17 protein-coding genes and 1 riboswitch are annotated in these 19,160 nt (G+C 46.2%); of the genes, 5 read left to right on the forward strand and 12 right to left on the reverse strand.

Going from position 1 to position 19,160, the window contains the following annotated elements; all coding sequences use genetic code 11:
* Positions 1-21: 21 nt before the first annotated feature.
* From ACX9NY_RS14555 to ACX9NY_RS14570, 4 genes are all read right to left on the reverse strand, one after another.
* A complete protein-coding gene (locus ACX9NY_RS14555) occupies positions 22-237 on the reverse strand; it encodes a hypothetical protein (RefSeq protein ID WP_472479065.1) in 216 nt (71 codons plus the stop codon).
* Between the two features lie 111 nt (positions 238-348).
* Entirely contained in the window at positions 349-1,131 is a 783-nt protein-coding gene (locus ACX9NY_RS14560) for a 3D domain-containing protein (protein WP_339260052.1), read from the reverse strand.
* Between the two features lie 177 nt (positions 1,132-1,308).
* Entirely contained in the window at positions 1,309-3,246 is a 1,938-nt protein-coding gene (gene thrS / locus ACX9NY_RS14565; RefSeq protein ID WP_472479067.1) for a threonine--tRNA ligase, read from the reverse strand.
* A gap of 415 nt (positions 3,247-3,661) precedes the next feature.
* Entirely contained in the window at positions 3,662-4,615 is a 954-nt protein-coding gene (locus ACX9NY_RS14570) for a putative sporulation protein YtxC (RefSeq protein WP_339240871.1), read from the reverse strand.
* A gap of 171 nt (positions 4,616-4,786) precedes the next feature.
* On the opposite strand from ACX9NY_RS14570, the gene ACX9NY_RS14575 reads away from it, so the two are divergent.
* From ACX9NY_RS14575 to ACX9NY_RS14590, 4 genes are all read left to right on the forward strand, one after another.
* The gene (locus ACX9NY_RS14575) at positions 4,787-5,191 is read left to right on the forward strand and encodes a hypothetical protein (RefSeq protein WP_342572413.1); all 405 of its coding nucleotides are present in this window, start codon (positions 4,787-4,789) and stop codon (positions 5,189-5,191) included.
* A gap of 304 nt (positions 5,192-5,495) precedes the next feature.
* Positions 5,496-5,990: a cation:proton antiporter regulatory subunit gene (locus tag ACX9NY_RS14580; RefSeq protein ID WP_091032736.1), complete on the forward strand. Its 495-nt coding sequence runs from the start codon at positions 5,496-5,498 to the stop codon at positions 5,988-5,990.
* 4 nt (positions 5,991-5,994) lie between these two features.
* Complete coding sequence (locus tag ACX9NY_RS14585) at positions 5,995-7,233, forward strand: cation:proton antiporter (RefSeq protein WP_339240867.1); 1,239 nt, start codon at positions 5,995-5,997, stop codon at positions 7,231-7,233.
* A 112-nt stretch (positions 7,234-7,345) separates the two neighbouring features.
* Positions 7,346-8,251, forward strand: a complete 906-nt coding sequence (locus ACX9NY_RS14590; RefSeq protein WP_342572412.1) for a YitT family protein — start codon at positions 7,346-7,348, stop codon at positions 8,249-8,251.
* 82 nt (positions 8,252-8,333) lie between these two features.
* Here the strand turns inward: ACX9NY_RS14590 and ACX9NY_RS14595 are convergent, their stop codons facing one another.
* From ACX9NY_RS14595 to metA, 6 genes are all read right to left on the reverse strand, one after another.
* Positions 8,334-9,347 (reverse strand): zinc-binding alcohol dehydrogenase family protein, encoded by a 1,014-nt coding sequence (locus ACX9NY_RS14595; RefSeq protein WP_472479302.1) that lies wholly within the window; start codon positions 9,345-9,347, stop codon positions 8,334-8,336.
* A gap of 36 nt (positions 9,348-9,383) precedes the next feature.
* Positions 9,384-10,322 carry an aldo/keto reductase gene (locus tag ACX9NY_RS14600; protein WP_472479070.1) on the reverse strand — a complete coding sequence of 313 codons (939 nt, stop codon included), beginning with the start codon at positions 10,320-10,322 and terminating at the stop codon, positions 9,384-9,386.
* A 228-nt stretch (positions 10,323-10,550) separates the two neighbouring features.
* Positions 10,551-11,687, reverse strand: a complete 1,137-nt coding sequence (gene mqnC / locus ACX9NY_RS14605) for a cyclic dehypoxanthinyl futalosine synthase (RefSeq protein WP_339240862.1) — start codon at positions 11,685-11,687, stop codon at positions 10,551-10,553.
* A 241-nt stretch (positions 11,688-11,928) separates the two neighbouring features.
* Positions 11,929-13,101 (reverse strand): trans-sulfuration enzyme family protein, encoded by a 1,173-nt coding sequence (locus ACX9NY_RS14610; protein WP_339240860.1) that lies wholly within the window; start codon positions 13,099-13,101, stop codon positions 11,929-11,931.
* Complete coding sequence (locus tag ACX9NY_RS14615) at positions 13,098-14,285, reverse strand: PLP-dependent transferase (protein ID WP_342572410.1); 1,188 nt, start codon at positions 14,283-14,285, stop codon at positions 13,098-13,100. The genes ACX9NY_RS14610 and ACX9NY_RS14615 overlap by 4 nt, the downstream gene beginning before the upstream one ends.
* A 24-nt stretch (positions 14,286-14,309) precedes the next feature.
* The gene (gene metA / locus ACX9NY_RS14620) at positions 14,310-15,227 is read right to left on the reverse strand and encodes a homoserine O-acetyltransferase MetA (protein ID WP_339260044.1); all 918 of its coding nucleotides are present in this window, start codon (positions 15,225-15,227) and stop codon (positions 14,310-14,312) included.
* A gap of 235 nt (positions 15,228-15,462) precedes the next feature.
* Positions 15,463-15,586, reverse strand: a riboswitch (SAM riboswitch).
* Between the two features lie 451 nt (positions 15,587-16,037).
* On the opposite strand from metA, the gene corA reads away from it, so the two are divergent.
* The gene (corA, locus tag ACX9NY_RS14625) at positions 16,038-16,973 is read left to right on the forward strand and encodes a magnesium/cobalt transporter CorA (protein ID WP_472479073.1); all 936 of its coding nucleotides are present in this window, start codon (positions 16,038-16,040) and stop codon (positions 16,971-16,973) included.
* Between the two features lie 70 nt (positions 16,974-17,043).
* Here the strand turns inward: corA and ACX9NY_RS14630 are convergent, their stop codons facing one another.
* Both ACX9NY_RS14630 and ACX9NY_RS14635 read right to left on the reverse strand, forming a co-directional pair.
* Positions 17,044-18,045: an HRDC domain-containing protein gene (locus tag ACX9NY_RS14630; protein WP_472479075.1), complete on the reverse strand. Its 1,002-nt coding sequence runs from the start codon at positions 18,043-18,045 to the stop codon at positions 17,044-17,046.
* A 177-nt stretch (positions 18,046-18,222) separates the two neighbouring features.
* Positions 18,223-19,101, reverse strand: a complete 879-nt coding sequence (locus tag ACX9NY_RS14635) for an ROK family protein (RefSeq protein ID WP_047842269.1) — start codon at positions 19,099-19,101, stop codon at positions 18,223-18,225.
* Between the last annotated feature and the right edge of the window lie 59 nt (positions 19,102-19,160).

Genomic DNA, 19,160 nt, shown 5'->3' on the forward strand with positions numbered 1-19,160 from the left:
ATTGGGTTAATGAATCTTCATTTATTTTTTGTATTTGGATGCTTTGCCTCGACCTTGGCCAGTTTGGCCTGTGTTTTCTACACCGAACTCGGCATTGAATTTTTCATCAGGTGTTTGGAAATTATCTTGAACTTTGTTTTGAGCGGATTGCTTCACTTTAGATGCTGCATTCTCTTCTCCAAACTCTGCATTGTACTTCTCGTTCGGCGTTTGATACCCTTGTGATTTTTTAGCCACAACGAATCACCTCTCTCTTCATATTTACGATGCATTGCTGCACCGCGGGGTTCGTCCCCAGTCAGTATTATGTGGAGAGAGCACTTCTGTTATTCATGTTCACATGTGAAATTAAATGGCCTTGTCCAACCAAGAATCCGGTACAGATTTGTACACATTGATCGCATCAGCCAAATCGCTGAGCATCTTTTCTGTACACTTTCCAGCGCCTTGCCTGATCACCTGTACCTCCACATCCTTTTTGCCCCACTCCTTATACACTTGCTTGGTTGTCGGGAAATACAGATCAATTTTATTGCCTTTGATCGCCGAACCGGTATCTGCAACAATCCCGTATCCATAGCCCGGAATATATAGAATGGAGCCCATTGGAAACAACTTTGGATCAGCTGCAATCGTGGAGACGGTTTCTTTATCACGGCGTACTTTGACACCGGAATACGTAATTCCGTATTGTGGATGTTTGGGGCCTTTACCTGTAGACTCCACACCTGCCGTATATCCTGTTGCTGTCACCTTCTGTGTGCCAAGAACCTGTTCTGAACGTGGGGCAAGCACAGGCATAGATGGATTACCCACTTGTTTATCTGGAAGCTCCGGCTTTGGAATGACCATCGGTTGTGGTGACCACAGTAAAGCCATGTATACCATGGTTGTCAGTTGGGCCTCATCGCTGTATAGATGGTCGGCCTGTTCCGAAAATTCTTGATTAGACTTGCTCGAACGCTCAATCGAAGTCTCACTGCTTCGACTCTCGACATGAAGTACTGCACTTTCCTCTTCAAATGTATACGCATCCGCCTGATTCAGGCTGATCATTATTCCGGCGAACATTACACAACCAACCAGTAAACACCTTATCGTTTTCTTTTGAATTGAGAATTGCTTTTTCATTGTACAACCTCCCCCTCACTGCAAAGGTTTTCCAAAAAGCAATTAATCTATACTTTTCAAAATTGAAAACGACGAAAAAACGCCTGAACAACAAGGGAGTTCCCAAGTTACTCAGGCGTTTATTCAGATAAATCAGCTCAGCTTATGCAATGGTTATCCCATAGATCAATGGTTCATTTACACCAAACGTGTTGCAATTTCCTCTTTCAATTGTGCAATAATTTCATCGACCGGTTTCATGCCCAGATCGCCTTCTCCACGCTTACGCACGGATACCGCTTCTGCATTACGCTCATTCTCACCGACAACAAACATATAAGGCATTTTCTCAAGCTGCGCCTCACGGATTTTATATCCAAGCTTCTCATTCCGCAGATCAGCTTCAGCAGAGATTCCCGCACGTTTCAGCTTCGCTTCCACTTCACGCGCATAATCGTCGAAGTTTCCGGATACCGGGATCACTTTGGCCTGAACCGGAGACAACCACAGCGGGAAAGCTCCTGCAAAGTTCTCCAGCAAGAATGCTGTGAAACGTTCCATCGTACTGATTACACCACGGTGAATAACGACCGGACGATGTTTCTGTCCGTCATCTCCCACATATTCAAGCTCAAAGCGCTCAGGCAACAGGAAGTCCAGTTGGACTGTAGACAATGTCTCTTCTTTGCCCAATGCTGTTTTGATCTGCACATCTAGCTTCGGACCGTAGAACGCAGCTTCACCTTCTGCTTCATAGAATGGAAGGTCAAGCTCTTCCACAACTTCACGCAGCATGCGTTGGGACATCTCCCACATCTCGTTGTTCTGGAAGTATTTCTCGGTATCCTTCGGATCGCGATAGGACAGACGGAAACGATATTCGTTGATACCGAAATCCTTGTACACGGTTTGAATCAACTCGATAACACGAGCGAACTCTTCTTTAATCTGATCCGGACGTGCAAAAATGTGTGAGTCATTAAGAGTCATTGCACGTACACGGTGCAGACCTGTCAACGCTCCTGACATTTCATAACGGTGCATCATGCCAAGCTCGGCAATACGGATTGGCAGATCACGGTAGCTGTGCATGCTGGACTTGTACACCATCATATGGTGAGGACAGTTCATTGGACGGAGAACGAGTTCCTCGTTATCCATAACCATTTTCGGGAACATATCTTCCTGGTAGTGCTCCCAGTGTCCAGATGTTTTGTACAATTCCACGTTACCCAGAACCGGTGTGTATACATGCTGGTATCCAAGGCTTTCTTCTAGATCTACAATATAGCGCTCCAGCGTACGGCGCAGCTTCGCACCGTTAGGCAACCAGATTGGCAGACCTTGGCCAACCAATTGGGAGAATGTGAACATTTCGAGCTCTTTACCCAGCTTGCGGTGATCCCGTTTGCGAGCCTCTTCGAGGAAGTGCAAATGCTCGTCCAGCTGTGCTTTTTTCACAAAAGCCGTACCATAGATACGTTGAAGCATTTTGTTTTTGCTATCTCCACGCCAGTAAGCACCAGCGACATTCATCAGTTTGAACACTTTGATTTTGCTAGTCGATGGCACGTGAGGACCACGACACAAGTCGAAGAATTCACCTTGCTCGTAAATCGTGATCACGCTGTCTTCGGGCAAGTCACGAATCAACTCAAGTTTGTAGGGATCGCCCACTTCTTCGAACGTTTTAATCGCGTCCTCGCGGCTAACTTCCTTACGTACAATTGGCAAGTTCTCGTTTACAATACGCTCCATTTCCTTCTCGATCTTTTGCAGATCTTCAGGATTGAGCGGGTGTTCGAGGTCCATATCATAGTAAAAACCATCTTCGATGACCGGGCCAATACCAAGGCGTACCTCTTGGTTACCAAATAAACGTTTCACGGCTTGAGCCATCAAGTGAGCTGTACTATGACGCATCACTTCAAGTCCTTCTGGTGAATCCAAAGTTACGATCTCCACCAATGCTCCTTCATGAAGTGTTGTGGACAAGTCCACCACGATACCATCCAGCTTGCCGGCTACGGCATTTTTGCGCAATCCGCTGCTAATCGAAGCCGCTACGTCCTCAATGGTGCTGCCATCCGCGTACTCACGTACCGAACCATCCGGTAATTTAATGTTAACTGCCATTTGTCTCATTCCTCCTGTTAATGTAACCTTCATGTCCTAATGTTCATGGATTGATTATCTAATGCTATTCCAATCATTTTGCAAAGGAACGCAAAAAACACCCGTCCCGGCAAAGGGACGAGTGATATATACTCGTGGTTCCACCCTAATTCAGCTGATTCATCCTATTCGGAGACACAGCCCTCATTGGCATGACGATAACGGGCATGACCCGGCAGATCCTTACTCGCGGATAATCTCCAGTAAAAGGCGATGTTCTAACTCCACTTTCAAAATTGCAGCTACAAAGGGGTAAACCATACGTGATATCCGGAGGAAATTTCAGCCAAGGTTCCTCTCTCTGCACCGATCGTGCGTGTGGTCATTGTCTTTGTCAACGCTTTTGGTTCAATGGTTCACATGAAAAAATCATGGATCAACAGTTATTATAATTGCCGAGATCACTTGCGTCAAGACCTGTCAACAATCCTGAACGCAGCACTTCACATTCCGGGCAATGATGGCATATTTGTACCTTGTCTTCAAAGATCTGGCATATGGTTGAGATGATCGGCAGATCCGGGGTACGCGTATGCAGCATAACTTTCTCAGGAGAGATCGAGATGAGTGTACTTACAATCATATCTTCAATATCCATCTCCAGTTCCAGACCCGGCATTTCCACAACAACCTGTTCATCCTTTTGCACGGGTAACAGATTAAGTCCAGCATCCAGGACCTGAAATTCATGCATTCCCTTGTGTACAAGATGAACCAGAGGTACTTTGGCTTCTTGAAAAAATACAAAATATTTTAACAGCCCCATAAATTCTTCATACTGCCGATCCATCCAGAACTCATCCAGCGCATACTCCACTAATTCCTGAAGCTCCTGTTTATATGGCCGTATGCGGAAGTTGATAATGCCTTCAAGGTGAAAAAAGTGAACATCCTCCAAATCCTGCCGTAGTCCACTAGCCAACGTAGTACGACGGCGCTCCCGGAGTCCAGGTTGATCCAGATCACCATTTAATAGTAGTGGCATGCAGATTCGATTGACCTTCTCCACCTCATGCTCATCCATGACAGAACATGCCTTGGCGATCATATCCTCCACCATGTTACGTTCTTGTGTCTCCATAATGAAATCGGCGAGCCCAAGGGAGAGCAGATCACTGATCCGGGGAAGCCATTGCTGGAAGTCTTCGTGATTCTCATTCCCTCTGCACACCCAGGCTGCTCTTCCATCATTATGTTTGAAGACAAGCCTGAATCCTCTTTTACTTATATGTAAACCTTTGGTTTTTTCCTTGACACAACGATAAAATTGATCCGCTTCCTCTTGCCCAGATACATCGGTCCATACAGCAAACAGTTCCACAAGAATCACTCCTTTCCTTCCTCTTCAAAGTATATGGCAAGGCCGATGGGGATATACGAAGCGGATTGATGGAAAGCGTGTCATGATTTCTCAGTATATTATGAAGAGGTTTGGAGTTAAGACAAAAATGTGTTATTATTTTAATAACAGTATGTTTCACGGAAAAGGAGGGAAGCCAAAATGCGACAACAACCTAGAATACTCCACTACACGATCATTATCATTTTGTGCGTTTTCCAAGCCTTGTGCTTCCCTATTCCGACGCAGTCCGAATCTGCTGTTGGGGTATCTGTTGAAGCAACTTCCAACAAGGAAGTGCTGTTGCAAATACCCGAAATCCAGCAGAAACCTGTTATTCGCAAATATCCACAAGTCATGACCAAGCTGATTGCGGTTACGCATAATAAGCCTGTCTTTCTTGTCCTCGCATTGTTATTAATGCTGCGAATCCCTACAACGGGTCTGTCCTTTAAACCGTGGTATTGTCTGTTTAAACGCAGATTATTTCTGCTACCTATTAAGTTCACCAGTATGTATGTATCCCTCACCCCTATAGCACCAAAATACGCGAACGCTCTTCAGTAGCCGTTACGACGTATTTACAGGTTGCTTTTGCATGGAGACACCTCTGTATTGAAGACGGTGCGCTTGTGCATATCTTATAACCCTTATTGCACACGTTAGATACAAAGCGATGTTTATCGCCTTAACGAACGAACCTATTTTTGTTGTACCCACACTTACAAATTCAAATCATATGGCTGTGTCAGGAATTTCTGGCTCTGTTTACCCGCATCTTTTGATGTTCCCTAGAGCAGCAGATTATACATTTTCGGGAAATAAGCCTGTCTTCTGTGGCCAGCCCCTAAATATAAGGAGGCAACAATCCATGGATGTACGCGAAACAGACTTGCCGGGAATCGGCAAAAAATTTCAGATTGAAACAAGCAGCGGTGATAAAATTGTCATTATTATTCACGATGACGGTCGGCGGGAAATGTACCACTTCGAGTATGATGATCCCGATCAAAGCATCTCGATGATCACACTTGACGATTACGAAGCACGACAAATTGCTGCTATTGTAGGTGGATTAACTTACAAGCCAAAGCAGCTTGAAAATATTGAAGTCACGTTTGACGACCTGATTATCGAGTGGTACAAAATCGAACCATCCTTCGGATGTATCGGCAAATCCATCGGTGAATTGGATGTACGTCAAAACTCTGGGGCGACGGTTATTGCCGTTGTAGAAAAAAATCACAAAAAACACATCAGCCCAGGTCCGGAGGTAGTTATCAGTGCAGAATCCACGGTAGTAGCCGTTGGCGAACGCAATCAGCAGAAACTGTTTAAATCCCTCCTCCTGACTGGAAGGGGGTAAATAGATGGATCATCTGATATTCGAAGTAGGTCTGGCCCTTGTGCTCATTGCGGCAGCCGGCCTTTTATCAGCAAAACTAAGATTTTCGGTCGTTCCGTTTTATATTCTGATCGGGATGGCCGTTGGGCCACATGCCATGAAAATTTGGCATCTGGACTTCCGCTTCATTGAAAGCCAGCCTTTTATTGATTTCATGGGTCGGATCGGTATTCTGTTTCTTCTCTTCTACCTCGGACTTGAATTCTCGGTAGGTCGTTTAATTAAATCGGGTCGCTCTATTGCAGTTGGCGGCTCGATCTATATCGGAATTAACTTTACGCTGGGATTAATATTCGGTTTTATGTCCGGTTTCCCAGTTGCAGAAGCACTTATTATCGCAGGTATAACTACCATCTCTTCCAGTGCGATCGTGGCCAAGGTACTCGTTGATTTGAAACGAACAGCCAATCCGGAAACAGAGATGATATTGGGTATTATCATGTTCGAAGATGTATTCCTCGCTGTATATATCTCGATCTTGTCCGGACTTGTGCTTAGTGATTCATCCTCCATCGGAGGCGTGCTCATGTCCGCACTTATTGCCCTCGGATTCATGCTTATCGTCATAATTCTTGGACGCAAAGCAACGCCGCTACTAAACAAGTTGCTTAAAATACGATCGAATGAGCTATTCTCTCTTGTTGTATTCGGAGCTTTGTTCCTCGTAGCCGGCTTCTCTGAGACTATTCATGTTGCCGAAGCGATCGGTGCATTATTGGTTGGACTGGTGCTTGCTGAAACAGAACACGCGAAACGGATTGAGCACTTGATTCTGCCGTTCCGTGACTTCTTCGGAGCCATCTTCTTCTTCAGCTTCGGACTGTCCATTGATCCGTTGTCTCTGGGTGGCGAAGCCGTATGGTTAGCTCTGATTGCAGTTGTTATTACATTGTTCGGTAACTTCCTTGCAGGCATGATGGCCGGTCGCAGTGCAGGCCTATCGCCCAAAGCATCAGCCAATATTGGATTAACCATTGTGTCACGAGGTGAATTTTCCATCATCTTGGCCAACATGGGTAAAGCCGGAGGACTGCTGCCAATGATTCAACCATTTGCCGCACTGTATGTCCTAATTCTGGCCATTCTGGGGCCTTTATTAACCAAAGAGTCCAAACATGTATTCCGTTTATTGGATAAAATATTCAAGTTCAAAGATCCTCGGAAAAAGAAAGAAGAACCAAAGGTACTGCAGAAAGAAGGGTAATGCCTATGTCTGTGCAGAACAGACATACGATCGTACTTCGCGGCTCTGCGCCGGTCTTTCTGTGACTAACCCAGGGAGAATGGCTCGAAAGCCGCACAAAGGAGGATGACCTATGAAAGCACCTCTGATATCGGCTAATCCGGTGCCAGCCACCGCCAAGACCAGAATATCATCCACCCGCCGCTGGTTAAACCTATTGCTCGTGATTATGGGTGGAATTCTGGCCTCCGTAGGACTTGAATTGTTCTTACATCCAAATAAGATCATTATTGGAGGCATTACAGGCATTTCCTCCCTCTTCGCCCACTGGACGGAAATGAGGATTGGATTATTCCTATTTTTATTCAATGTTCCGTTCATATTTCTGTCCTACAAGATTGTGAAGAAGAAATTTGTATTGGTTACTGTGCTGGGTCTGGTTGTCTTTTCGATCGGTGCCATTGTGCTTCATCCCATGCCGCCACTTGTAGAGCACCCGCTGGCTGCCGCCATGTTTGGCGGATTATGTCTCGGACTTGGAATTGGGCTCGTCGTGCGGTACGGCGGGACACTGGATACGCTAGAAATCGGTGATCCCTCTTCCCGCCCACCTGAACGTGTATTTAGCGGAAAACGGATGCTTATCGAAAAAATAATCATGCTGCTTAACTTGTTAATACTGACAGCCGCAGGTGTTGTCTTTGGCTGGGACCAAGCGATGTATTCCGTAATCGCCTACCTTATTGCTTATGAAATGGTCTACATTGCGTTCAGGGGTTTCTCTTCCAAACGTAAAGTATGCATTTTGACCACACAAAGCTCTCAGGTTGAAAAAGCTGTACGCAAACGGCTGCGCCGTGAACCTGGAACGCTGGAAGCCACTTCTGACTCAACACAAATCGCGATGGCGGAAGGATGGATCAGGCAGATCCCCGGTGCACTTTATTATGAGGTACATGTTCTGGAGATGGTCTGGTTGAAGTCCATTGTGCGTCACATTGATCCGCATGCGGGCATTATGACCAATCCGGAAAAATAAAAAAAACGCTCTCTTTCCCTATGGATGGTATTGTCCACCAAGGTCAGAGAGCGTTTTTTTCTGTTATCCGATTTACTTATGATTATAGCTCAACGATGGCTTTGACTACATGTGAATCTGGCAAGAGCCATTGGTCGATTGTAGCAGGTAACTCATCAAACTCCACTCGGTGTGTGATATAACCATTCATACTTAATTTCTTTTGACGCAGGGTTGACAAGACTTGTTCAAAATCTTCACGGGTTGCGTTTCGGCTGCCCAGCATGCTCATCTCCCGCTTGTGAAACTCAGGATCATGGAAAGTAATATCCGCTTTCACCAGTCCGACGAAAATGAGTTGACCACTGTGCGCCACATATTGAATGGCCTCATTCATGGAATTCACGTTACCGGTTGCGTCGAAGACCGCTGTAGCATAGTCGCCTCCCGTAATTTCAGCCACTTGTTGTACAGCCTGTTCATTGGCCTGTACCAATTCATCCGCTCCAGCCCAAGTCCGGCTAAGCTCGAGCCTGTCCAGGTTACGGTCAACGGCAATAACATGGGCACCTGCCTGTTTGGCAAATGCCATGACGCCAAGCCCAATCGGGCCAGCTCCAATCACAACTACATGCTCACCAGGCTTAATTCCCGCTCTCCTGACCGCATGGGCTCCAATGCTTAAGGGTTCTACCATTGCGGTCTCATCCAATGTCAAACCTTCTGCTGAAAGCAGATGTGAGACCGGCACGCTGATTCTTTCTCTCATGCCTCCGTCTACATGGACGCCCATGACTTGCATGGACACACAACAATTGGTTTTTCCACTGCGACAAGCAATACAATGACCGCAATGCAGATATGGAATAATGCTTACCTGATCCCCTGGACGTAGCCCTGCATCGTTCGGACCGATCTCTTCAATAACACCCGCCAGTTCATGACCCAGCACGCGAGGATAGGTAAAGAATGGCTGATTGCCTTTATACGCATGCAGATCTGTTCCACAGATTCCAATCCGCCTTATCGCAACCAGCGCCTCTCCTTCTACACGTTCCGGTTGAGGCAGGTCTTGCAGCTCTAGACGATCTATTTCTTCACACACAATGGCTCTCATCATTGTTCCCCCTTGAATGTTTCTGATGTCATGTTGTTATAACTCCGCATTATATTCAGGACGCCCGCTTGACCACGTCTCATTATGCAATGGAGCCAATATGCGCAGCACTTCATCCAGCAGCCCTTGATCTATCGGTTCTTCGATCCAGGCTGCGTTATTGACGATATTACGCTGGTTAGCACTGCTCACCAGTGTAGTTGGAATACGTTCATTCGACGTGGAAAATTGCACGGCCAGCTTGGCAATGTCACTGCCTTGATCTGCACAGAATTGTGCAGCCTCCAGACAGAGCTGCTTCACCCGTTCACCTGCAGGATGCCAAGCAGGAGCACCTCGGGTGCTTAACAAGCCCATAGAAATAGGCGAAGCATTCACGAGGCCAATTTCTTTCTTTTCCAACAAAGGCAACAAAGATAACAATGAGGTATCGTTCAATGAATAATGACAATACGAGATGATTGCATCCGCATTAATCTGTGGCAGAACCTTCTCGAACAATGGCAAGGGTAATCCGCAAATGCCCGCATGACGAATAACTCCCTGTTCTTTCAGACGCAGCAACGTTGGAAAAGCTTCTTCAATAATTATTTTTGCTGGCACAAATTCAATATCATGCAGGAACAAAATATCAATATAATCGGTATGCAATCGCTTGAGGCTCTCTTGTACACTATCCTGAATACGCTTACGTGAAAAATCAAACTCATTTTCCCCATACCGTCCGGCTTTGGTTGATAACATATATGAACTGCGCGGCAAGCTACGGATAGCCTCACCCAACACCGTCTCTGCCTTTGTCAATCCATAATAAGGCGAAACGTCTATGTAATTCATTCCGGCATCTACAGCAGCATGTACAGTGCGAATTCCCTCTTCCCGGTCAATGTCACGAAATACAGAGCCAAGTGAGGATGCTCCAAAGCTCAATACAGGAACGTTCAGTTCGGTCTTTCCAAGTGTTCTTCTCTTCATTGGTTTGCCCCTTCCAACATGTCTGACTACACAAGTTCCTTTTCATTGTAACAGTTCAATTACAATATAAAATATCGCCAATTGCGTAACATGTACTGTTTAATGACCTCAATCTCCAGAAAAAATCAAAAAGCCCGCCGTTCCTCCAGAGGGAGTAGTCAGCGGGCTTGCTTCATTAATACTCATCTAACGATCAGCATATATGGAAGTGGTATACAAATATTATAATTAGTTCTGCATTACGAAATCTTCATGCACGGTATTCTCTTCATCGAACATGCGCAAGATGTCGTAACGGGTGTTACGTTGTGCGGGAATATAACCGGCCTCTCGAATCAAACGTAAAATGGATTCAATGTTCACTTTGTAAGTTGCACCCGCAGCAGATACAACGTTCTCTTCAATCATGGTGCTGCCGAAGTCATTACATCCAAATTCAAGCGACTTCTTACCGATCTCAGGACCCATGGTTACCCAAGAGGATTGAATGTTCTTAATATTATCAAGCACCAGTCGGCTGATGGCTACAGTCTTCAAGTACTCTTCCGGCGTCTGACGCTCCAGCTTAAGGTTGGTATTGTCTGGCTGGAAAGTCCAAGGAATGAACGCCAGGAAACCTTCGGAATCGTACTTGTTCGCAATACATTCATCCTGAGCTTCACGTACACGGAGCAAGTGTAAAGCACGCTCTTCCATCGATTCACCAAGGCCGATAACCATCGTTGCCGTGGTATTCATGCCGATGCGGTGTGCAGTTTGCATAACGTCCATCCAATCCCGCCATGAACCTTTCAAACGGCTGATTTTCCGGCGTGTACGGTCATCCAGAATTTCAGCGCCGCCGCCAGGCAAGGAATCCAGTCCAGCTTCGTGTATAGCACGAACAACCTCTTCCAATGTAAGGCCATCGGAGACTTCAACCATTTTCATAATCTCAGCAGGTGAGAACGAGTGCATCGTGATGTTCGGGAAACGCTCCTTGATGGCTTTCAACAGGTCTGTATAATAGCTGAAAGGCAAGTTTGGATTCGTACCACCTTGCATCAAAATTTCGGTACCATTCACATCTTCCGTTTCCTGAATCTTCTGGAAAATAACTTCATCTGGAAGCACATAACCTTCATCTGAACCAGGTCTGCGGTAGAAAGCACAAAAACGGCAGTACACATCACACACGTTCGTGTAGTTGACGTTACGCCCAATTACAAATGTTCTGTATGGCTCAGGGTGCATGCGTTTCATAACGACATTAGCAGCTGCCCCGATTTTGTCCACTTCATTGGATTCAAATAACTGAATCGTGTCTTCCAAGTCCAAACGTTCGCCCCGAAGGGCTTTATCTAAGATACGGTCTACCGTACTCATCGTAAAAAAGCCTCCCTCATGAAGAGAAATTATATAACGATCCGTCCCAACTTGTTCAAAAGAAGCAAGTTCTGGTGGCAACATCGCATTTCTGTACTCCACATATCGTAACACAGGTTACATGTGAAAAAAAGCACCTTATGTACAGGTGCTTTAAAAATAAGTAAAAATTTTTACATATGGAATGGAATTTATCCGAACTTAAGTGATACTCATAAGGGTATTTGGATACTCCCTTTTGTTAGGATTCCTGAAGTGCTTGTTCCAAATCTACAATCAGATCTTCGATATCTTCCAGACCTACCGAGAAACGCAGCAACCCGTCTGTAATGCCACGGTCCCGGCGAACCTCAGCCGGCATTGCTGCATGAGACATCATCGCTGGGTAGGACAGAATACTCTCGACAGCTCCCAGGCTTACAGCAACAATGGGTAGCTTCACCCGGTTAAGAACTGCTTTTGCACGATCTCCTGAACCGACGTCAAATGAAACGACAGCTCCATATCCTGTTGACTGGCGCTCATGTGCCTCGCGGCCCGGATGATCCTCCAGTCCAGGGTAAAAGACAGCGGTAATATCACTGCGCTCATTAAGCCATGCCGCAAGTCTGGCTGTACTCCGTTCACTATGAGCCATACGAGCCCCCAAGGTTTTCATCCCGCGCATCAGAAGCCAGGATTCTTGTGCCCCGAGTACAGTTCCAAGTCCATTCTGCAACTGTTTCAGTTGTACGCCAAGTGATTCCGTGCGAGCAACTGCTAAGCCTGCCAGCACATCACTATGCCCCCCTAGGAACTTGGTAGCACTATGTACGACGATATCCACACCAAGCTCAATTGGACGCTGATAGTACGGTGTCATAAAGGTGTTATCCAGAATCGTGATCAGGTCATGTTCCTTCGACCAGTCAGTTACGGCAGCGATATCCGTAATACGCAGAGTAGGGTTGGATGGTGTTTCCATATAAACTGCCTTGGTGTTTGGCTTGAGCGCCGCTTTTACTTCATCTATATTGGTCATGTCCACAAAAGTCGTCTCAATCTGCATACGGCTTAATATGGAAGTAAGCAACCGATACGTGCCTCCATATACATCTTCCGTTACAATCATGTGATCCCCTGCGGAGAACATCATGAACACGCTGGAGATCGCAGCCATCCCCGATGAATAGGCGAATCCTCGCGCTCCGCCCTCCAGCAGTGTGATGTAATCTTCCAGAGCCTGACGTGTCGGATTACCCGAACGACTGTAATCATGTTGAGGTGGATTGAAGATATCAAAATGATGGAAGGTTGAGGCTTGATAGATTGGCACACTGGAGGCTCCAGTTGTTTTGTCAATTTCATCACCAAAATGAAGCAATTTGGTATCAAATTTCAATTCAGAATTGGGCTTGTTGTTGGACTCACTCATGAGTGCACGCCTCCTTCAACTTCCTGTTGTGCAGCTGTCAGAGCATTGCCAAGATCTGCAATCAGATCATCCGCATGTTCAATGCCTACAGAGAACCGGAGCAGTCGGTCATCGACACCTACAGCATCACGAATTTCAAGCGGAATATCCGCATGCGTTTGTACCGCTGGGTAGGTCATGAGTGATTCCACTCCACCGAGACTTTCGGCAAAAGCAATCAGTTTGATATGACGCAGCAATGGTTCAACGTAACGTGCATCCTTCACTTTAAAAGAGAAAATACCTGTGTTACCTGTGGATTGTTTATTTTGTATCTCATACCCTGGATGATCCGACAGGCCTGGATGATACACTTCACCCACTGCTGGATGCTCAAGCAAATATTTGGCAATGGTAAGCGCATTGTACTCATGACGCTCCATGCGAAGAGCCAGCGTTTTCATCCCTTTCATCAACTGGTAGGAGTCACTTGGAGACAATACCGCTCCAATGGAATTATGCAGGAACGCCATCTCTGCAGATAATGCCTCACCCTTGGTTATAATTAGTCCGGCCAGCACATCATTGTGTCCGCCCAGATATTTGGTAGCGCTATGAATGATGATATCGGCACCCAGTTCAATCGGACGTTGGAAAAATGGAGTCAACAACGTGTTGTCAACAATGGTCAACAGGTTGTAACTTTTCGCCCAGGAAGCAACGGCTTCCACATCGGTGATCATCATCAATGGATTGGTTGGTGTCTCAATAAATACCGCTTTGGTATTTGGCTGACGAACCTTCTCCAGTGCTGCCAGGTCATTCGTATCTACATAACTGGCAGTTACGCCAAAACGAGACAGAATGCGTTCAAGCAGACGATAGGTTCCACCGTATAGATCCAACGATACAATCAGATGATCCCCTTGACCAAACATGGCAAAGATCGTTTGCAGTGCAGCCATACCCGAGCTACAGGCAAACCCCGCATCACCAGACTCTAGCGCTGCGGCTGCTTCTTCCAATACCTTACGGGTTGGATTCGTCGTACGAATATAATCAAACCCCGTGCTTTGTCCTAGCTTCGGGTGGCGAAACGCAGTGGATTGATAGATCGGAAAGTTAATGGCGCCTGTTACCGGTTCATTGATGGACCCTATTTGTGCTAAGCGGCTTTCGATTTTCAACTTGTTGTTGTCTTCCATTGCTGCATCCTCCTGTAATCTCGATTAGATTTGCGGGCCAATATCGTAAGGTGTTTCTTGATACACATAGTAATTGAGCCAGTTAGAGAATAATAAGTTGGCATGAGCGCGCCAGGTAGCCGGTGGCACACGGGAAGGATCGTTATTTGGATAATAGTGTCTAGGCAATGCAATATCCAACCCTCTGGCTACATCCCGGTCATACTCCCACTTTAATGAGAACGGGTCGTACTCGGCATGACCTGTGGCAAAAATTTGTTTGCCGTCTTTGGTCGCAACCAGGAAGATACCCGCTTCCTCGGATTCAGCCAAAATCTCTAAATTTTCATTCTTTTCAATATCTTCGCGTCTCACTTCCGTATGACGGGAATGTGGAACGTTGAATACTTCATCAAATCCACGCAACAATGGAACATGTGGTTTATTGATCGTATGTGGGAAAACACCAAAGCACTTTTCATCAAGTGGTACTTTCGGCACATCAAAATGATGGTATAAACCTGCTTGGGAAGCCCAACATATGTGGAGGGTTGAAGTCACATTGGTTTTGGTCCATTCGAAGATCTCCTGGATCTCATTCCAATAGTTCACGTCTTCGAAATCCATCTGTTCCACCGGGGCACCCGTAATAATCATGCCATCGAAACGTCGGTGTTCAATCTCGTCGAAGGTTTTATAGAACAGATCCAAATACTCCTGAGACGTATTCTTCGACGTATGGGATTTGGGGTGTACGAGAACAACATCCACCTGAATAGGCGTGTTTCCGACCAGACGAAGCAATTGTGTTTCGGTCGTTTCCTTTGTCGGCATCAGGTTTAATATAGCGATACGGAGTGGACGAATATCCTGCTGGTATGCAGAAGTTTCATCCATGACGAAGATATTCTCTCCTTCAAGTACTTCTTTTGCTGGTAAAGTATCCGGAATTTTGATTGGCATGGTAAGTCTAACTCCTCCTTGTGCATAGATAGATGCAACTGCCACTGGCTTGATGTCTTCATATCAATACAGTGACAGACTGCCTTGAGCTTGTAAAAACATTGAATTGCTCTTTCATCCAACGTTACAAACAACCTCAAGTTCCTTAGCGAAAATCACTGCTGAGAAGTCGGGGCATATGACAAAGACCTTCCTCGGATTTCGAGAAAGGTCATATGTAAATAGATATGCGCCTCTCTCATCTCTCAGTTACAACAGTGCCACTTGACACTAGGTCGCTGCAAGAATTAGCACCGTGCGGTATACCGCCGGTTGCCGGGTTTCATCGGGCCAGTCCCTCCACCTACTCTTGATAAGATTTCGCTGTATTAGATTGTAATTTAATATGGTTCACCGTCTACTTTATTACATTAATGCCCTTACGTCAAGGTGCAGTTCTCTGTCTGCTGTCCAGATCGGAACCGTTCTTCATCCGTTGTCATACACTGCCTCAGGGCGCGAAATAGACACATTTTTGCGCTTGAAAGCACCTTGTACCAGCGGTATACTAAACAAGGTGTTATAAACCCTTATGTGAGAGGTGACATATTAAATGGATGGCGACCCGAGGCCTGACTGGCAGCCGAATTCCGACAAACTGCATAGAGAATTGACATCAGCATGCCGGCAGCGGGACGTGACTTCCGTTTGATTATATAGTGAACGCAGCCCTGATCTCCAGGCTCCGCTGCCGACCGGCTGATTTGTTCTTTTTGCGCCCATAATGATAATATCCGCCGAGTTGGCGGGTGCAGAAGGAGTAGATTAACGATGAAAATCCGGTTGGTAAACAACGGTGTGTTTATTCCGGTGGACGATATTCAGCAGGCGCTGACTCCACCAGCGGAAGGATTTTACTGGATTGATGCAGATGTAGACGATTTGGCGGTACTTCAACCGCTGTTCTTGATGCATGATCTGGCTGTGGAAGACTGTCTTAGTGACGAAGAACAACGTCCGAAGATTGAAATTTATGAGAACCATTATTTTATTGTAATTAATAGCATACGTTTCGATAATGAAGAGATTTTTCTGCGTGCAGTCAACTTGTTCCTTGGCAGACATTTCATCATTAGTGTTACAAAGCAGAAGGTCAGCGAATTACGCACACTGAAACCAATCCTGTGGGAACAGGAAATCAGTACACCGGACCGTCTGCTGTATTTGCTGGTCGACTTGATCGTTGATAATTATTTCACCGTGGGTGACCGGATTGAAGCTCGGATCGAGAAGCTTGAGGAAGACATTCTGATGCATACCAAAAAGTCACATCTGAATGAAATCATCGGGCTGCGAAGTGAGATTCTATGGTTGAAAAAAGTGCTTGGACCTCAGAAAGAGGTCATTAATACACTGAACAAAAAAGACCTGCGTCTCATCGATGATCAACTGCAAAAGTATTTCAGTGACATCTATGAAAATGCCGTAAAAATATCGGAAACCTTTGAGACTTATCGCGACCTGATGGGCAACTTGCGAGAAGCCTACCAATCCAGTATAGCGAACCGGGCGAATGAGATCATGCGTGTGTTTACCGCCATTACCACGGTCTTCATGCCGCTGACGGTTATTACCGGTATATACGGTATGAACTTTACGAATATGCCCGAGCTTAACTGGAAATACAGCTATTTTGTTGTGATTGGCCTGATGGTTACACTGGGCCTGAGCATGTTCTTCATTTTCCGCAAAAAAGACTGGGTATGAACTCGTACGAAATAACAAAGACGATGCGCTCCTCTTGGAGGAACGCGTCGTCTTTTTCTATACCCTGCAACTAACTTACATTCCGCTCTGTCTCTGCATGCCGACGGAAGCGGATGCGAATCATGCGCAGTTTTTCATAGACCTGCTCCAGACTTCCTCCGTCGGGCTTCTCCGCTCCATACACCTTATGTAATACTGGCTTCAGGAACGTATCTCCCAGCTCCTCATATGCACTCCATACAGCCTCTTGTTCGTTCTCTGGCATCACAGCAAGCTCCACATCAAGAAGGCAATCGGTGTCATAACCTTCGAGATCCAGTGCCTCTAACAGCTCAATCAACTCGCGTCGGGATAATCCGGATCGATTAACGATTTCTTCTAACGTATGCCCTTCCTTCATGCCTTCAAGCACCTGCTTGCGCGTGGTGAACTTATCAAGTTCCTGTTTGTACTTCTGCTCTCTCTGCTTGTATAACCAGTTCTCATACTCTTCTTCCTTCAGCGCCGTGTACACCCATTCCAGCGGGAATGTCGTTGAACGCTCCAACCCGTTCGTAATCTCCATCCATTCCGCACCATAGTCGGTCGCTTTGCTCTCCCCTACGCCCGGCAATTGCATCAGTTCATCCACCGATTGCGGCACAAAGGCACTGATCAAACGCAGCAGACGATTCGTTGCAATAAAATACGGTGCCTTCCGGTCAGACACGGCTCTCTTTCTACGCCAGGCGCACAAATCCGTATATAACTGCTCATTGCCGTATAACTCACTGTAACAATGGAGTCGCTGCCCACCATAACTGCGCAACTTCAAATCATCATTCTCATGAAATAACCCCTGTAACTGCGGTCGGTATCCCTCACTCATCTGTATGGCGAGCTGATGACGATAAATATGAAGCAGTTCCTCCCAAGAAGTCCCTTCATACCAGATGCTGTCCTCACGTTCTCCTTCCTCGTAGCGACTCCATCCCAGCTGCCAACCATCTTCCTCTTCCCCAATCCATAGCTGTGCATACTCTGCATTCTGATCTGACATTCTGGACAATCTGTTAATGAAAATGACTTCCATTTCCGTTCCCTCCCTTTAACATTTCAGCCTAAACGGGTTAGCTACACTACCTACAGGCAGCACAAAAAAAACACCCCTCCTGCAAAATCCATGCAAGAGAGGTGCTTCCTCATTAACCGTACTATGCTGTTGCCCATATCATACCACAATGGTAAAATTCGTCAATCCCTTAATGACCTACTTATTCAATGCCAACTTGGCAAGCGCCAGCGAACCACACAGCCCTGCATTGTCGCCAAGTCCTGGTGAAACAACATACTGGTCAATGTCGGATTGAAGTGCCGGATGCTGAACGTATCCAGCCAGCAACTCCTGAAGTTTGCTACGCACCATCGGGAACAGGTGCTCCTGCTTCATTACTCCGCCACCCATTACGATTTTCTGTGGAGAGAGAATGAGAACATAATTCATCAGTGCATGTGCCAGGTAATGTGCTTCAATCTCCCATGCTTTATGATCTGCAGGCAGCTCATAAGCCGGTTGCTCCCAACGTTTGTTAATGGCCGGACCAGCTGCAAGGCCTTCGAGGCAGTCGCCATGATACGGACAGAAACCTTCGTATGTATCCTCCGGATGTCTGCGTACAATGATATGTCCCATCTCTGGATGTGACAATCCATGGACCATTTTACCGCCAACTACAGCACCTGCACCAATACCTGTACCCACAGTGATATACAGACAGCTCTCAAGACCTTGTGCAGCGCCCCAGGTTGCTTCTCCAAGTGCAGCACCATTCACATCCGTATCAAATGTCATCGGTACATCAAAATGCTCCTTGAGCTTGCCAATCACGTTATATTGTCCCCAATGTGGCTTCGGTGTTGTTGTGATATAGCCATACGTTGGGCTTCCTTCAATCGGATCAATCGGACCAAATGAACCTACGCCCAGAGCTTCAATGCCTTTGCCTTCAAAAAACGAAATCACTTGAGCCATTGTCTCTTCCGGTGTTGTTGTTGGAAAACTTACGCGTTCCAGAACTTCTCCGTTTTCTGTGCCAATACCACATACAAATTTGGTTCCGCCTGCTTCAATTGCGCCTAAGATCGTCATGTTAGTCACACTCCCAAGTTAGTTTAAAAAGGAAATCATTTTTCGTGCTTTACTTGATG

The organism is Paenibacillus sp. CB74, assembly GCF_055687625.1.

Bases quoted from the DNA above. Each gene is read 5' to 3' on its own strand.
- ACX9NY_RS14560 (WP_339260052.1), bottom strand. From the start codon at position 1,131: ATGAAAAAGCAATTCTCAATTCAAAAGAAAACGATAAGGTGTTTACTG.
- thrS (WP_472479067.1), bottom strand. From the start codon at position 3,246: ATGGCAGTTAACATTAAATTACCGGATGGTTCGGTACGTGAGTACGCG.
- ACX9NY_RS14575 (WP_342572413.1), top strand. From the start codon at position 4,787: ATGCGACAACAACCTAGAATACTCCACTACACGATCATTATCATTTTG.
- ACX9NY_RS14580 (WP_091032736.1), top strand. From the start codon at position 5,496: ATGGATGTACGCGAAACAGACTTGCCGGGAATCGGCAAAAAATTTCAG.
- ACX9NY_RS14585 (WP_339240867.1), top strand. From the start codon at position 5,995: ATGGATCATCTGATATTCGAAGTAGGTCTGGCCCTTGTGCTCATTGCG.
- ACX9NY_RS14590 (WP_342572412.1), top strand. From the start codon at position 7,346: ATGAAAGCACCTCTGATATCGGCTAATCCGGTGCCAGCCACCGCCAAG.
- ACX9NY_RS14595 (WP_472479302.1), bottom strand. From the start codon at position 9,347: ATGAGAGCCATTGTGTGTGAAGAAATAGATCGTCTAGAGCTGCAAGAC.
- ACX9NY_RS14600 (WP_472479070.1), bottom strand. From the start codon at position 10,322: ATGAAGAGAAGAACACTTGGAAAGACCGAACTGAACGTTCCTGTATTG.
- mqnC (WP_339240862.1), bottom strand. From the start codon at position 11,687: ATGAGTACGGTAGACCGTATCTTAGATAAAGCCCTTCGGGGCGAACGT.
- ACX9NY_RS14610 (WP_339240860.1), bottom strand. From the start codon at position 13,101: ATGAGTGAGTCCAACAACAAGCCCAATTCTGAATTGAAATTTGATACC.
- ACX9NY_RS14615 (WP_342572410.1), bottom strand. From the start codon at position 14,285: ATGGAAGACAACAACAAGTTGAAAATCGAAAGCCGCTTAGCACAAATA.
- metA (WP_339260044.1), bottom strand. From the start codon at position 15,227: ATGCCAATCAAAATTCCGGATACTTTACCAGCAAAAGAAGTACTTGAA.
- corA (WP_472479073.1), top strand. From the start codon at position 16,038: ATGAAAATCCGGTTGGTAAACAACGGTGTGTTTATTCCGGTGGACGAT.
- ACX9NY_RS14630 (WP_472479075.1), bottom strand. From the start codon at position 18,045: ATGGAAGTCATTTTCATTAACAGATTGTCCAGAATGTCAGATCAGAAT.
- ACX9NY_RS14635 (WP_047842269.1), bottom strand. From the start codon at position 19,101: ATGACGATCTTAGGCGCAATTGAAGCAGGCGGAACCAAATTTGTATGT.